The following is a 15,037-nucleotide window of genomic DNA, read 5'->3' as shown; positions in this document are numbered from 1 at the left end:
GGGGTTGGTTCCCGGAGAATGCAATAGCAACCTAACGAGAGACTATTGACCGTTTTGCTATAGCATCACTACGGTGACTTCGGCGCGTCGCGACGAGGCGGCCCGCGACTCTCCGGAGGACTTGCCATGACCACAGCGGACACCGGTGTCCCCATCAAGGGGCACCGAGGACGCCGCATCACCTTCTTCGTGGCTCTCGCGGTGTTCGCCCAGGAGTCGACGTGGAACTTCTACGAGGCGCAGGTCCCGCCGCTGCTGGCCCAGCACGTCGCCAACGCGGCGCTGATCGGCCTGATGATGGGGATGGACAACGCGCTGGGCGTGTTCATCCAGCCCTGGATGGGCAACCGCTCGGACAACACGCGCACCCGCTGGGGCAGGCGGATTCCCTACCTGGCCGTGGGGATGCCGCTGGCCGCGGTCCTGTTCGCCACGATCCCGCTCGCCTCGTCCCTGCCCGCGCTGGTCGTGCTGATGTTCTCCTACGCCTTGGTGGCCAACAGCTTCAAACCGATCGGGGAGGCGCTGCTGCCGGACTTCATCCGGCCCGCGCGCCGCAGCCGCGCCAACGCCGCGGTGAAGATCGCCTCCAGCCTCACCGTCATCGTGTCGGCGCTGATCAGCGTCCTGCTCGTGGACAGCCACCCGGAGCTGGCGTTCTCGGTGCCGTCGGCGCTGATGCTCGTCGCGGCCGCCGTGCTGGTGCTGCGGGTGCGTGACAGCACCTCGCCCGCCTACCAGGCGGCGGTGGCCGAGGAGCGGCAGGCCCCGCCGGGAGCCCGGAGCGGAACGCGGCTGCGCGAGGTGGTGCTCGACATCCTCCGCGACCGCGACCGCAGCAGGCTGCTGGTGATCCTCGCGGTCCTGCTGTTCGGCGGCGCGTGGGCGGCTTCGCGCTCGCTGATGACCAACTACGGCATGGAGGTGCTCGGGCTGTCCAGGGGTAGCGCGGGTGGGCTGACGCTGCCCAGCGGTGTGGCGTTCCTGCTCGCGGCCTACCCGCTGGCGCTGCTGTCGGAGCGGTTGGGGCGGCTGCGGGTGATGGCGGCGGGCATGGCGCTGCTCGTGGTGGCCCTGACTGCCGCGACCGCGGTGCAGACGGCCGCCGTGACCGTGGCGGCGTTGTGCGTCACGGCGGTGGGCGGCGCGGCCTTCGTCATCAACGGCGCGGTGGTCCTGTGGAACCTCGCCCCCTCGTCGAAGGTGCTCGGCGCCTACACCGGGCTCTACACGGTCGGCTGGGCGACCGGCGGGTCACTCGGCCCCGCGGCGGTCGGCGCGATGGTCGACCTCAACGGCTGGCGCTTCATGCTGGTCGACGCCGCGCTGCTGGCGGTGCTCGCGATCGTGGTCGTGCTGCGCATCGACGTCATCCAGCGCCGTGCCGCGGCGCAGCGCCGCACTGTGAGCGAGAGGACATGAGCGAAATCCTGATCACGACGGACTACTCCCGTCCCGGTGACGAGGCCGACGCGCTCCTCACCCGCGCCGGGCATCGGACCCGCTACGTCGTCGGCGCCCGCGGCGACGACCTCGTGGCGGCACTGCGCGGCGCGACCGGGGCGATCGTGGCGAACGACCCGCTGACCGCCGAAGTGCTCCATCAGGCCACCACGCTGCGGGCGGTCGTGCGCTCGGGTGTCGGGTACGACTCGGTGGACGTCGCCGCCGCCACCCGGCTCGGCATCCGCGTCAGCAACCTGCCGGGGATCAACAGCAACGCCGTCGCCGAGTACACGATGGGCCTGCTGCTGGTCGCCGCGCGCGGGCTGGTCACCTCGGCGGTGGGGGTGCGCGCGGGCTCGTGGCCGCGGCGCAGCGGTCACGAGCTGCGCGGCGCGACGCTCGGCCTGGTCGGTTACGGCCCCTCGGCCCGAGCGGTGGCACGACTCGCGCGGGCGTTCGGGATGCGGTTGCTGTGCACCACGAACCACCCCGGCCGGTCCGAAGTGGACATCGAGTTCGTCGCGCTGCCCCACCTGCTGCGCGAGTCGGACTACGTGTCGCTGCACACCGCGCTGACGCCCCGCACGCGCCACCTGCTCGACGCCGACGCGCTCGCCCTGATGAAACCGGAGGCCGTCCTGGTCAACACCGCGCGCGGCCAGATCGTCGACGAGCTCGCGCTCGCCGACGCGGTGCGCGGCGGCCGGATCGCCGGAGCCGTCCTGGACGTGGTCGGGACGGAGCCGCTGCCCCCGGACAGCCCGCTGCGCGGGATCGAGGGCATCACCGTCTACCCGCACATGGCCGGGCAGACCGCCGAAGCCCGCCGGGCGGCGGCGCTCGGCGCGGCCCGCGAACTGCTCGCCGCGCTGCGCGGCGAACCGCGCACGCCGGTCAACCACCCCACCAACGGAGAAACCCCATGACCACCTACCGCATCGCCGTGATCCCCGGCGACGGGATCGGGAACGAGGTGATCCCGCCCGCGCTCAAGGCGCTGGACGCACTGGGCCGACGAGGCGGGTTCTCCCTCGCCTACGACGAGTTCGACTGGTCCTGCGCGCGCTACGAGGCGACCGGCGCGATGATGCCGCCCGACGGGCTGGACCACATCGCCGGGCACGACGCGATCCTGCTGGGCGCCGTCGGCAGTCCGGGGGTTCCCGACCACGTGTCGCTGTGGGGCCTGCTCATCCCGATCCGCCGGGGGTTCCGGCAGTACGTCAACCTGCGCCCCGTCAAGGTGGTGCCCGGCCTGCCCAGCCCGCTGCGGCTGTCGTCCCCGGTGGACCTGGTCGTGGTCCGCGAGAACGTCGAGGGGGAGTACAGCGAGATCGGCGGCAGGCTCAACCGCGGCTTCCCCGAGGAGATGGCCGTGCAGGAAGCCGTGTTCACCCGCGCCGGGGTCACCCGCGTGGTCGACTACGCCTTCGAGTTGGCCCGCACCAGGGGCGGCCACGTGACCTCGGCGACCAAGTCCAACGGGATCGTGCACACCATGCCGTTCTGGGACGAGGTCGTACGGGAGCGGGCCGCCCGGTTCCCCGGCGTCGGGTGGCGGCAGGAGCACATCGACGCCCTGGCGGCCAAGCTCGTCCTGCGGCCGGGGGACTTCGACGTGATCGTCGGGTCGAACCTGTTCGGCGACGTCCTCAGCGACCTCGCCGCCGCGATCGCGGGCGGCATCGGCGTCGCCCCCGCGGCGAACCTCAACCCGGAGCGGCGGTTCCCGTCGATGTTCGAACCCGTGCACGGGTCCGCGCCCGACATCGCGGGCAAGGGCGTCGCGAACCCGCTCGGCTCGCTGTGGTCCGCGGCGATGATGCTGGACCACCTCGGCGAGGCCGAGGCGTCGGCCGCGCTGCGGCACGCCATCGAGGCGGTGCTCGCCGAGGGCTCGGTCCGCACGCCCGACCTCGGCGGCACCGCCTCGACCACCGAGTTCGCCGACGCCGTCGTCGCGGCACTGCCGAGCCCCGCCCCCGCAGCCCGAAGCAACGCTAGGAGCGACCAATGAACGACGACTCGGTGCGGATTCTGGTGCCCGCGGGCATGATCGGCGCGGGTTTCAGCCAGGAGACGGTCGATCGCGGACTCGCGCTGGGCGCCGACGTCATCGCCGTCGACGGCGGCTCGACCGACTCCGGCCCCCACTACCTCGGTTCCGGCATGCCGAAGACCACCGCCGCGGCCGTGTCGCGGGACTTGCGCATCCTGCTGCGCGCGGCGGCGCAGGCGGGCATCCCGCTGATCGTGGGGTCGTGCGGCACCAGCGGCGCCGACAGCGGTGTGGACTGGGTCGCGGACCTGACCGCCGCGATCCTGGCCGAGGAAGGGCTGGACCTCACCGTCGCCACCATCTACAGCGAGCAGGACCCCGGCTACCTCAAGCGGCGGCTCGCCGAGGGGGCCGTGCACCCGCTGCCGCCGCTGGGCCCGCTGACCGAGGAGACCATCGACGGCTGCGCCCGCGTCGTCGGGATGATGGGGCACGAGCCCATCGAGGCCGCGCTGCGCGCGGGCGCCGACGTGGTGCTGGCCGGGCGCGCCACCGACACCGCCGTCGCCGCCGCGCTGCCCCTGATGAGGGGGATGCCGCCGGGACCGACCTGGCACGCGGCGAAGATCGTCGAGTGCGGCGGGCAGTGCACCACCAACCCGCGCGCGGGCGGCGTGTTCGCGGTGGTCGACCGGACCGGGTTCACCATCGAACCGCTGGACCCCGAGGCGGCGTGCACCCCGACCTCGGTGGCCGCGCACATGCTGTACGAGACCGCGGACCCGTACCGGATGCGGGAGCCCGCGGGCACCCTCGACGTCAGCAACGCCACCTACCGCGCGATCGACCACCGCGTCGTCCGCGTGGAGGGGTCGGTGTTCGAACCCGCCGAGCAGCACACCGTCAAGCTCGAAGGCGCCCGCGTCACCGGCTACGAGACGATGTCTTTCACCGCCATCCGCGACCCGCACATCCTCGCCAACATCGAGCAGTGGGCGGCGCTGCTGGGGAAGGTGCTGGTGGACCGGGTCGGCCAGACGCTCGGGCTGACCGAGGGCGAGTACGACTTCGACATCCGCCTCTACGGCCACAACGCGATCCTCGGCGACCTCGACCCCGCCACCCACCCCGCCCGAGAGGTCGGGGTGATGCTCCTGGTGCACGCGGCCGACCAGACCACCGCGACCGCCGTCGCGAAGATCGCCAACCCGCTCATGCTCCACCTGCCCACACCGGACATGCCCTACCTGCCCAGCCTGGCCTTCGCCACCTCGCCCGCGGAGACCGAGCGCGGCCCGGTGTACGAGTTCGTCCTCAACCACGTCGTGGACTCCCAGACCCCCACCTCGATGTTCCGCACCACCATCCGGAAAGGCGGACTGCGATGACCGCGACGCTGCAGGACCTCGCCATCGAGGTCCGCTCGAAGAACGCGGGGCCGTTCTGGGTCACCATGGAGCTGTTCATGCGCGACGAGGCCGGGTACGCGGTGGTCGCGGACGAGGCGTTCATCAACGAGCGGCTGATCGAGCAGCTCTACGACGTGCCCGCGGCCGACGTGCGGATCTTCCGCATCCCGTCGCTCAACGTCGTCAAGATCTCCTACCCGCGCCCGGTCCCCCAGGGCGGCTTGAGGGACCGCGACATCCACGCCGGGCAGCACCACGTGCCGCTGGCGGTGCTCGCCGTGCCCGAGGACAACTGCTGAGCGGTGTCCAAACGGGCACACCGCCGCGCTTTCCGGGCAGTTGATGTGGAACTGCTGCCCGTTCGGGCGGTTCACTTGCCCGGTGAGGAATTCCGCGCGCAGGGCAGCTGAGCAGGTACCAGTCGTGCTCCCCGGCGCGTCCGGTGTCCCCGCCGTCCCCGCCCGGCGGGGACCCGTCCGCGCCGGCGTCACCCGGCTCACCCTCTCCCGCACCGCTTCGGTGCGGGAGAGGGTGTTCGTGGACGCCCCGGCGGTCGGCGATCTCGCCGCCCCGGCTGCTGCCCGTCCGCGCGATATGGCCTGCGATATCGCAGAGGTGCGCGGTTCCCGCGGCAGTCCTCAGCACGCTCGTGCCTGCGGTGGCGCGACCTCCTCCGTGCGCCTGTGAACGACCCGCGTCCATTCCGCGTGATCACCACGCGAGGACGCCCACCGCGCGGTGACGATTGCAGGCCGTCGAATCCGCGATCTCCGCGGGGCGGCCGTGCGGTTTTCGAAGCGGCCGAGGCCGCGGTGACCGTTCCGGGTGGTGCGCGAGCGCTCGACGCGGCGGACACCCGAGTTACTCTCAAGTATTGTGTGCTGTGTGGTCACCTTACGTGGTAGCGTTGTCACGAAAAGTGCTTGCGGAGCACGGGGGAGGTGAGCGGGATATCACGTTCTCCCCGTTCCCGGGTTGACCGGCTACCTCGGACCACGGAAGGTGCAATCTGTGCCCACGCGTTTTCCTGCTGAACGCGGTCGATTTCCTCACCTGTGCTCGACGCCTTGGTCGCGAGTGTTCCGGAGGCCGGGGCGGGTCATTGTCCACGACTACCGCCGTCGGGTCGCTCGCCATTGACCCCGCGGAGGACCCGCCGCCTCCCCGCGCCGGGCCGCCTGAGCGGCTTCCGGTAGCAGAATCCGTCTGACCTGGGTGGACCCGCCGTCACGCCCCCGTTTGCTGATCACCGTCGTTGACCGACCCGGTCCCGTGCCAGGGGCCTGACCCACATGGTGCATCACATGACTGCGGTAGACGAAGTTTTGTCGTGGAAATCGATGACGGCCGAACGGCAGGCCGCCCCGGTCGGGCGCAAGAGTCTGCTGTACCGGGTGTCGGACGAGTGGCTCGCCATCATCACCCCCTTGTCCGGGGCGTGTCAGGTGGAGTGCTGGGACGGAAGTTGCTGGCAGCACAGCACGGTGATGCAGGGCGAGGTGTGCCGGATCGCGCCGGGCAGTCTGGTCCGGGTCCGCCGGGTGCCGCCGAGGAATTCACCCTTCGAACTCGGATACGTTCGACTCCCCACCGGGATTTTCGAGCGATTCGCACGAACGGGCTGCGCGGACGCTGTCCAGGAAATCTTAGCGCTGAACGCCCTGCGATCGCTGGACACCCACTTGGCGTCGGTGTTGTCCGCACTGGTCCGGGCGAAGGAGAACGGGGCGGGCGATTACTACGCCTACAGCGCGTCGTTGTACTTGGTGACCTGCCTGATCTCGCCGCACACCGCCGAACCGCAGAGCGCCGGGGGGCTCAGCCCGGCCCAGTTGCTGACGGTCGTCGACTACATGAAGGACAACCTGCAGGAGAACATCACGCTCGACCAGCTGGCCGGGGCCGCCGGGGTCAGCCGGTACCACTTCCTGCGCCAGTTCTCCGAGTCCACGGGCGAGACACCGCTGCAGTACCTGACGCGGATGCGGGTCAGCACCGCGCGGCACCTGCTCGCGGTGGACGCCGAACCGATCTCCCAGGTCGGCAGGCGATGCGGCTTCCAGACCCCGGAGAACTTCGCCAGGGTCTTCCGCAAGTGGGTCGGGTGCTCGCCCTCGCAGTACCGGAAGCGGGCACAGGAGAACGCGGGCGACTGAGAGCGCGGGAGCGTCAGGAGCCCGATTCGGCACGCCGATCCGCGCGACCTCCCAGTGCGGCGCTGGAGCGGCACCCTCAGATGAAGGTGCCGCTCCACGGTTCCGAACCGGTGGCGAAGAGCCGGTCGGCCGCTTCCAGCGCACGCGGTTCGTGCACGCGCAGAGCCCCGGCCGCCGCCAGCGCCGATGGCTTGACCACGCCGAGGTAGGCGGCGGACCACGCCGCCACGGGACCGGAGATCTGCGCGGAGGCCCGCGTGCCGCCGACCTCCTCACCGCTGACGTGGTAGCAGCCGGAGTTGGTGGGCAGCAGCGCGTCCTCCACCCCGATCACGACGCTGTCGCAACCGCCGAAGTGGCGGGCGCGGAGCGCGGAGCCGACATCGGTCAGGCGCAACCACGTCTCGTCGTGGACCGCGCTGGTCCGGCACACCCTGGGATCGGTGAACAACCACTCCACCGGCTCGTCGAGCGGTCGCAGCCGGACGCGCACCTCGTCCACGAGCTCCACCCCCAGCAGGGCACGCCACAGCCCCGCCCACGCCTGCGACGAGCGGTAGTGCATGTCGTCCACCTGCAGCACGACCCGCGCCGCCGCGGTCTCCGCCGCGACGCGGCGCACGACGTAGCGGGCGAACCCGTCCTCACCCGTCGGGCCTCTGTGGACGATCACCCTGCCGAACAGCCCAGCGCAGGCGAGTTCGTACCCGTACAACGCCTCGTACCACGGCGGTCTGCTCACCGTTCCCGACCTCCCTCGGGTCTCCTCGTACAGCTGGGGGAGGCGTTGGACGAGCTCGCGCGGGCTCGACGCGCACGTGTGGTGGCTCGCGGGCACGTGGGGGGACAGGCGAGCGCGGTGCCGGTCGATCACCAGGTCCCGGCCGCGGGTCCCCACGGCGAAGCCGAAACGCCCGTAGATGCCCCCTTCGCTCGCCCGGAGCATCGCGAGCGGGGCCTGGGCGCTCCGCAGCGCCGCCGTCATCAACGAGGTCCCCACGCCCCGCCGCGTGTGACCGCTGCGGACCGCGAAGCGGTGGTGGAGGACCACAGGCACCCGTGCACCACCGGGCACGACGACGTCGCCGAGCACGCTCTGGTGCATACCGACCAGTCGGCCGCCGCTGAACGCGCCACGCACGCCGGAAGGCTCCAAAGAGCCCCGCAGCACCGACCAGTCGGCGTCGGTGGCGGGCGGTTGGTGGTGACTGTCCCGGAAGAGGTCCAGGGCCGCTCTGTGCTCATGGGGTTCGAGGAGGCGGGTGGTCACCCGCGCCTGCGGGCCTCCGGGGTCACTCATGGACCGCTCGCAGTGCCCTGGTGCTCGTGGTGTGCAGAGCCAGCGCCGCCAGCGGCACGGCGAACGCGGGCAGGACGACTTGGACGGGGAGGAAGGTCAACAGGACTCCGGCGCAGGAGGACCCACCCGCGGCGACCAGGCGGGGCGCTGTCTGGAAGATGGTCTGCACCCGGCCCAGCAGGTGCGCGGGCGTTTCCCGCAGGATCGTCGTGTTCGTGATGACCGCGACGATGGAGGCGGCCAGGCACGCGATCCCCAGCAGGAGCGCGCTCCAGGGCATTCCGGCCTGCGCCGCCACGGCCGCGGCCGTGGCGGCGGTGGTCCACACCGACAGGACCACCGGTTCACGGGAACGCGCCCACCGCATGACCGGCACGGCCAAAGCGCTGCCCAGCGCGTTGCCCGCGCCGGAGGCCGCCATGATCACCCCCGCGCCCATCGCGTTGCCCTCGGCGGACGAGGTGACCACGAGCACCAGGACCAGACCGTTGAAGCTGAAGTCGGTGACGCAGATGTTCAGCGCCATGTAGCGCAGGAAGGGGTGGCCGCGCAGGAAGCGCCAGCCCGCGCCGAGGTCCCGCCACCCAAACCCCGGTTTGCCCGCTGGTGTGCGGGCCCTGGTGCGCAGCGTGCACACGCAGAGCGCCGAGAGGAGGAACGAAAGCGCGTCCACGGCGAAGGGGAGCGCGGTCGAGTCGTCGTAGAGCGCCGCACCGCCCACCGGTCCCAGGATGCCGACGACCGCGGTCCGCCCCTGGTTCAGGGCGAGGGCCGCGGGCAGTTGCCCGGCTTCGACGGACGCGCGCAAGGCGGCCCCGGTGGCGGACAGGAAGGGGACGCTCAACGCGCTGTTGACCACCGTGACGGCGAGCACCAGGGCGAAGGTGACCCGATCGCCCGCGATCGCGGCGGCCAGCAGGGCCAGCGCGGTGGCGCGGAGCAGGTCGCAGGCGACCATCACCGCCCGCCAGCCCGTCCTGTCCACGAGCAGGCCGGTCCACGGCATCACGAGCAGCAGCGTCGCGGCCCCGACGAAGCTCACCAGCCCGACCGCGGCCGGACTGTGGAAGGAGTCCAGGATCAGCAGCGGCAGCGAGACGAACGACGCCAGCGTGCCGATGAGCGACAGCGTGTGGGAGATCCACAGCCGTTGGTAGACGTGGTTGTGGCGCAGGCTCACTACCGCCACGGCAACTCCTCCGATCCGGGTGCCGCTCCCCGGTGGTGCGTGCGCCACCGCCGGGGAGCGGCCGTGCCCGCTACGCCCCGATCAAGCCGGTGCAGTGGAGGCTGATGACGCTCGGCAGTTCCAGTTCGGCGTCGACCGCCTGCGCGGGCAGCTCCTGCAGTTCAAGAACGTTGTTCATGTGCTCTCCTGACGTAGCTGGTCGTTCAGCCGGTACCGGGAACACCCGGCAGCCGTCGGAGTGGCCGCGGTGGCGTGCCCCCTCGCGGCGGGCGCGCGATCGCGCGCCCGCCGGGCGGAGGTCGTCACTCCGCGATGAAGCCGGTGCAGTGGTTGCTGAAGGTGCTGCTCAGCTCCAGCTCGGCGGCGGCGTCGACCGCCGGGGTGGGCAGCTCCTGCAGTTCGAGAACGGTGTTCATCTGATCTTCCTCCCTGTTTCGTCTTCTCCGGTCGTTTCCAGGGGCCGTCCCGGGAGTTCCGGTGGCGTCAGCGCGACCGTGGCGGTGTGCCTTCGAGGCGCACCGGTCCCAGGCCCGCCGGTTCGCGGAACGGCCGTCACAGCTCCACGAGGTGGGTGCACTCCAGGCTGATCGTGCTCGTCAGCTCCAGCTCGGGGACGACGTCCATCGCGGGGGTGGGCAGCTCCTGCAGCTCGAGGATGGGGTTCACGTGTTCCTCCTGCTCCTGTTCATCTCCGGGACCCCTTGTCCCGGACGTCTGGGCAGCCGTCAGCGCGGCTGCGCCGCGGTCAGCGGCAGACCGGTCGATTCGCGCCAGGTCGCGGTGCCCCCCGCCGGGTGGGCCGCGGGCTGTGCCGCACGGGCGCTGCTGTGCAGCGCCAGCAGGACGCCCGCGGTGCCGCTGGCCAGGTCCATCGACAAGCGCAACAAGCGGTGACCGGGGAAAGCCACGGTCCTGCCCGCGCCGGGGCCGCCGTCGCGGGGCACGGCGTGCCAGGCCAGTCGCCGGACGTGGCTTGCGAGGGCGTCCGTCGACCCCGGCGACGCGGCGTGCGCGGCCATCGTCATCATCAGTCCGGCCCGGCCCATGAGCAGCCCCGGTTCGATGGTGAAGGGGACCTCGCAGGCGCGGAGAATCCCGGTCCGCCACGCCGCGAGGCGCTCGTCGGGCACGTGCCGCAGGTAGAGGTCGATCGCCTCCACCAGCCCGCCGCTGCCGATGCCCAGGTACGGCATCAGCCGGGCGCCCTGGGCCATGACGACCTCTCCGCTGTCGCGGAGGCGGCAGCGCTCGAGGTCGATCTCCAGCGCGCGCAGCGCCACGTCCAGGTACGCGTTGTCCCGCGTGTCCTGATGACGGCGGAGGAAGAACAGGGCCGCACCCGTGAAGCCGTGCATCAGCCCGCTCCTCGCGTCGTCCTCGGAGGCCCTGGCGTCCCCGTCGAGGGCCGACACGGTGCCCGCGAGCCGGTCGGTGACCGCGTCCAGCGCGCTGCGCCAGTGGGGGTCCCCGGTGGCGACGGCCATGTAGCGCAGTGCCAGGGCGATGCCCGCCAGCCCGTCGTAGAGGGCGGGGGAGGTGACGGCCCGCGCCGCCGGGGCCGCCCTGTCCAGGGCTTCGCACGCTTCCCGCTCGTGCCCCAGACCGTGCAGGACGAGGGCGGCGCCGTGCAACCCGTCCCACAACCCCGCGCGGGCCGGCACGCGGCGGGTCGCCGACGAGAGCCACGCCACGTGGGACCGGTCAACGGGTTGGCCGGTCGAGTGCAGCGCGTACAGCACTCCCGCCGCGCCGTGCGCCAGGGTGTACCCACCGTCCTCCAGCGCCTTGGGGTCGCCGGGGAACAGGCGATCCGCCCGCCGGGGTGTGGCGGAGGCCGCGATGGCGCGGGTCATGGAGTCCAGCAGGGCCCGCATCCCCGCCCCGCCGGGGTTCCGCGCCGCGGCGGCGAACTCGCCGCCGTGCCGAGGTCCGGCGGCCTCCCGTGCCGAGGCCGGGCGCAGCCGCTCGACCAGCGCTGCCGTCATCAGGTGGCGAACCGGGAACAGCTCGGCCACCGCTTCGGGCAGCTCCTGCGCCTTGCCCGCGTCCAGGTCCAGCATCTGCGTCAACGGCAGGAAGGCCGCCACGCGCAGGCAGTCGAGCGCGTAGGTGTCCCGCGACCTGCCGGACTGGGCGTGCTTGGCGACGAATCCGGGACAGGCGATCGTCGGTTCCGGGTCCACCCCCGGTCGGTAGGCCACTTCGAAGTCCACCAGCGCGATGCGGCCGTCGGGGCGCACCAGCACGTTGCGCGGGTGCAGATCGCCGTACACGTAACCGCGGTCGTGGATGGCGGAAATGGCGTGCTCGATTCGGTCGAGGATGTCCGACACGGTGCGCGCGTAAGCTGCGAAGTCGTCCGGACCGGAAGCGCCGCGGACCGCCGGATTGCGAGTGGCGAGGAAGTCCCACAGCGTCTGCCCTTCAATGTGCTCCTGTGCCAGGAAGTGGTGTTCCCAGCACACGAAAGTACCTTTGAAGGTGGGCACGAAGTCGAGATCGCCGAGTTCCCGCAGCGTCTCCGCTTCGCGCTGCAAACGCGCCACGGCGTCGTCGCCCGCGCCGTCCAACCCGGCGAGGGGGCGGGCTTCGCGGAGCACGACGGGTTCGCCCGTGACCGGATCGGCGGCCAGGTAGATTCCACCTCCGTTCGAGAAGTGGAGCGCTTTCCTGGTGACGTAGGGCATGACCGCCGGGGTGGCGGTGGCCGCGCGCTGCTGCTCGGCCAGGAAATCCGGCAGCTCCACCCACGACGGGGGGCGGAAGGAAGGCCCGCGGACGTCCGGGACAAAATTGCCGTCCGGTCCGCGCAGCGCGAGCACCCGGCGTCCCCGCTCATCGACCGTGTGCATTTTCTTGAATGCGCCGTAGCGCACGTAGAGAGGGCCCTCGCGCCAGCGCAGGTCGCTGAGCACGTATGGTCCTCTCCGACCCTCCAGGGCGATGTCCAGCTCGTCGAGCGCGCAGCGCAGCGCCGCCCGCGTAGCGGGGTAGATGGTGATCAGCTTCCCGCTGCTGCCCCTGGGGGCGTACTTGCCGTTCATGCGCAGGTGCGTCCGCGGGTCGGTCAGCACCTTGAACGGGGTGCGGTGCGCGAAGCAGTGCTTGGCCACGATGTCGATCGTCTCCTCGGCGTCCGCCGCGGTGACCGAGACGTGCACTTTCCAGCCTTGCTCCGCCAACTCGGCGCCCACTGGCTGGAAGAAGGTCCAGGAGCCCTCGTTCGCCTTCCGCCAGTCGTCGGGCTCGTCGCGCTCGACGAGAGCGAAGCGGGCCGCCTCGCCGGATCCGGGGTGATCGTAGAAATCTTGGCCTGCTTGGCAGTACCAGACGTAGTCTTCCATTTGCGCACCACACCTGTCGCGTTGCCGTGGACGTGGCACCCGGAACCGCTCGTGGTGCGGTCCGGTCGATTGTGCGGAAACCCGTTTCCTGTCGGGCGCGGCCCGATTCCCGCCTCGCTTCCGCGGCCCCGGCCGGCTCGCTGCGGTTCCCCTTCGCTGTGGCTGTCCGGTCCAGGAACTCCCTCTGGGAAAAGATTAGTTCTATACGGCAAGCAGTTGGTTGACCGACCTTGCGCAGTGCATGGCCGATATTGCGCGCGCTGCCCCGTCCGGCTGGGGCCGTTCATCGTGGACAACGGCAGGCGCCAATGCGGCGCGGTGCGTTGTCCGATCGGCCACCTTTCGCGTGTGGATTCGGAGCGCGGTGGAGCAGGAGTGGGCGCACTCGGCTCGCGCCGCGTCGGGAATCGCGGTCGTCCGCGTGCGACTGCTGGAGCGCACCACGCCGCCCTCAGGCCACCAGTGCGCTGTAGACGAGCTGGCGGAGCCGCGCCCTGATCGGGTGCGCCTCCGACGGCACCAGGTGGGAGCCCGCGAGGTGGAGCAGCTGCGTCATGAACACGACGGTCAGCTCCTCCACCGGGTCCACCCAGAACACCGTGCCCGCCGCGCCGCCCCAGTGGTGCTCACCGGGGCTGGTCGCGGTGCGCGCCTTGACGGGGTCCACCACGACGGCGAAGCCGAGCCCGAAGCCCACGCCGTCGAAGACCGCGTTGGTGAACCCGCCGGTCGACAGCGCCCGCAGGTCGGCGGCGAGGTGGTTGGCGGTCATCAGCCGCAGCGTCCGCGGCGCGAGCACCCGGACGCCGTCCAGCTCGCCCCCGCCCGCGAGCATCCGGGTGAACCGCACGTAGTCCGGCAGCGTCGACAGCATCCCTCCGCCCGCGGACAGCACGGCGGGCGGGCTGAGCGCCCGGTCGCCGATGGCGTCCGCCCGCACGGCGAGCCCGGTCACCGGGTCGGGGACGTACAGCGCGGCCAGTCGGTTGGCACGCGCGTCGTCGGCGTGCCAGACCGTGTCGGCCATGCCCAGCGGCCGGGTCACGCGGTCGGCGATCGCGGCGTCCAGGCTCTGCCCGCTCCAGATCTCGACGAGCCTGCCCAGCACGTCGGTGGAGGCGCCGTAGCCCCACGCGGTGCCCGGCTGGAACAGCAGCGGCAGCCGGGCGAGGTCGTCGCACAGCGAGGCCAGGGTGGTTCCCTCGGGGGAGCCCATGTCGTAGCCCGCGCGGCGGTACAGGGCGTCGACCACCGACGTGCGCAGGAACCCCGCCGTCAGGCCGGAGGTGTGGGTGAGCAGGTGCCACACCCGCACCGGCTCGATCGCCGGGACCGTCACCACGTCGTCGACCGAGCCCCGGTGGTAGACCCGGACGTCGGCGAACGAGGGTATCCAGCGGCTGACCGGGTCGGTGAGGGCGAACGCGCCCTCCTCCCACAGGGTCATCGCGGCCACCGAGGCGATCGGCTTGGTCATCGAGTAGACGCGCCACAGCGTGTCGTCCGCGACGGGCGAGCCCGCTTCGCGGTCCCGGAAGCCGCAGGAAGACAGGTGGGCCGTCGCACCGCGCCTGGTGATCGCCAGCTGCCACCCGGCCAGCCTGCCGTCCTCGACGTAGCGCGCGAAGTGCCGGTCGAGGCGGTCGAGCCGCGCGCGGTCGAAGCCGAGCCCACCGCTCATCGGGCCACCGCTGCGCCGATGATCGCGGCCGCCTCGGCCATGCCCGCGGCGTTGGGGTGGTAGGGGTAGGCCGGGGAAGCCGGGACCAGGCCCTCCAGCCAGCGGCGCTCGGGCGGCTCGCACAGGCCGTGGTCGGCGCTGGGCGTGCGGATGTCCACATAGGACGCCCCGTGCCGGGACGCCTGGTCGGCCAGCATCGCCATCAGGCGGTCGAACGTGGTCTGCAGGTAGTCCGCGTCCACGGCGGTGAACGGGTCGGTGGGGTAGCAGCCACCGGGGCGCCAGTACGTCAGGTACCCGACCACCACCACGTCGGCGTCCGGGGAACGGCGGTGGATCTCCTCCAGCGCGGCGCCCACCTTCGGCGCGGTCGCCTCGATGCGGGCGACGAACTGGTCGACCCCGCCCACCGTGTAGCGCTCCTGGCAGGTCGGTCCGGTGGGGGTGCCGGAGCTGGCGCAGGCGGTGAACGCCGAACTCAGGTCGATGTCGTTGGCCGCGATCGCGAGGGTG

The 15,037-nt window shown here is 71.7% G+C and carries 13 protein-coding genes; 6 read left to right on the top strand and 7 right to left on the bottom strand.

Features of this window, described 5'->3' with window-relative positions; genetic code table 11:
* Positions 1-126: 126 nt before the first annotated feature.
* The 6 genes from IEZ00_RS30580 (at position 127) to IEZ00_RS30555 (ending at position 7,010) form a co-directional block, all read left to right on the top strand.
* A complete protein-coding gene (locus tag IEZ00_RS30580; RefSeq protein ID WP_189226836.1) occupies positions 127-1,422 on the top strand; it encodes an MFS transporter in 1,296 nt (431 codons plus the stop codon).
* Complete coding sequence (locus IEZ00_RS30575) at positions 1,419-2,372, top strand: NAD(P)-dependent oxidoreductase (RefSeq protein ID WP_189226835.1); 954 nt, start codon at positions 1,419-1,421, stop codon at positions 2,370-2,372. Before IEZ00_RS30580 ends, IEZ00_RS30575 begins: the two co-directional genes overlap by 4 nt.
* A complete protein-coding gene (locus IEZ00_RS30570; RefSeq protein WP_189226834.1) occupies positions 2,369-3,463 on the top strand; it encodes a tartrate dehydrogenase in 1,095 nt (364 codons plus the stop codon). Before IEZ00_RS30575 ends, IEZ00_RS30570 begins: the two co-directional genes overlap by 4 nt.
* Positions 3,460-4,833, top strand: coding sequence for an acyclic terpene utilization AtuA family protein (locus IEZ00_RS30565; RefSeq protein ID WP_189226833.1), 1,374 nt, complete (start codon positions 3,460-3,462; stop codon positions 4,831-4,833). Before IEZ00_RS30570 ends, IEZ00_RS30565 begins: the two co-directional genes overlap by 4 nt.
* Positions 4,830-5,153 (top strand): DUF4387 domain-containing protein, encoded by a 324-nt coding sequence (locus tag IEZ00_RS30560; protein ID WP_189226832.1) that lies wholly within the window; start codon positions 4,830-4,832, stop codon positions 5,151-5,153. The genes IEZ00_RS30565 and IEZ00_RS30560 overlap by 4 nt, the downstream gene beginning before the upstream one ends.
* Positions 5,154-6,158: 1,005 nt before the next feature.
* Positions 6,159-7,010: a helix-turn-helix domain-containing protein gene (locus IEZ00_RS30555; protein ID WP_189226831.1), complete on the top strand. Its 852-nt coding sequence runs from the start codon at positions 6,159-6,161 to the stop codon at positions 7,008-7,010.
* 76 nt (positions 7,011-7,086) lie between these two features.
* On the opposite strand, the gene IEZ00_RS30550 is transcribed toward IEZ00_RS30555, so the two are convergent.
* The 7 genes from IEZ00_RS30550 to IEZ00_RS37395 form a co-directional block, all read right to left on the bottom strand.
* Positions 7,087-8,310 carry a GNAT family N-acetyltransferase gene (locus IEZ00_RS30550; RefSeq protein WP_189226830.1) on the bottom strand — a complete coding sequence of 408 codons (1,224 nt, stop codon included), beginning with the start codon at positions 8,308-8,310 and terminating at the stop codon, positions 7,087-7,089.
* Complete coding sequence (locus tag IEZ00_RS30545; RefSeq protein WP_189226829.1) at positions 8,303-9,499, bottom strand: MFS transporter; 1,197 nt, start codon at positions 9,497-9,499, stop codon at positions 8,303-8,305. The genes IEZ00_RS30550 and IEZ00_RS30545 overlap by 8 nt, the downstream gene beginning before the upstream one ends.
* A gap of 70 nt (positions 9,500-9,569) precedes the next feature.
* Positions 9,570-9,677, bottom strand: a complete 108-nt coding sequence (locus IEZ00_RS30540; protein WP_189226828.1) for a class III lanthipeptide — start codon at positions 9,675-9,677, stop codon at positions 9,570-9,572.
* Positions 9,678-9,801: 124 nt separating this feature from the next.
* The gene (locus IEZ00_RS30535; RefSeq protein WP_189226827.1) at positions 9,802-9,915 is read right to left on the bottom strand and encodes a class III lanthipeptide; all 114 of its coding nucleotides are present in this window, start codon (positions 9,913-9,915) and stop codon (positions 9,802-9,804) included.
* A gap of 309 nt (positions 9,916-10,224) precedes the next feature.
* Positions 10,225-12,843: a class III lanthionine synthetase LanKC gene (gene lanKC, locus IEZ00_RS30530; RefSeq protein ID WP_189226826.1), complete on the bottom strand. Its 2,619-nt coding sequence runs from the start codon at positions 12,841-12,843 to the stop codon at positions 10,225-10,227.
* 451 nt (positions 12,844-13,294) lie between these two features.
* The gene (locus IEZ00_RS30525; protein WP_189226825.1) at positions 13,295-14,524 is read right to left on the bottom strand and encodes a serine hydrolase domain-containing protein; all 1,230 of its coding nucleotides are present in this window, start codon (positions 14,522-14,524) and stop codon (positions 13,295-13,297) included.
* Positions 14,521-15,037: GDSL-type esterase/lipase family protein (locus IEZ00_RS37395; RefSeq protein WP_229796252.1), on the bottom strand; the 517-nt coding region annotated here is incomplete at its 5' end. The genes IEZ00_RS37395 and IEZ00_RS30525, both read right to left, overlap by 4 nt.

Origin of the sequence: Saccharothrix coeruleofusca (genome assembly GCF_014648515.1) — a bacterium.
In the GTDB taxonomy this organism is placed as follows: Bacteria; Actinomycetota; Actinomycetes; order Mycobacteriales; family Pseudonocardiaceae; genus Actinosynnema; species Actinosynnema coeruleofuscum.
This window is presented reverse-complemented; position numbering and strand designations above follow the sequence as displayed.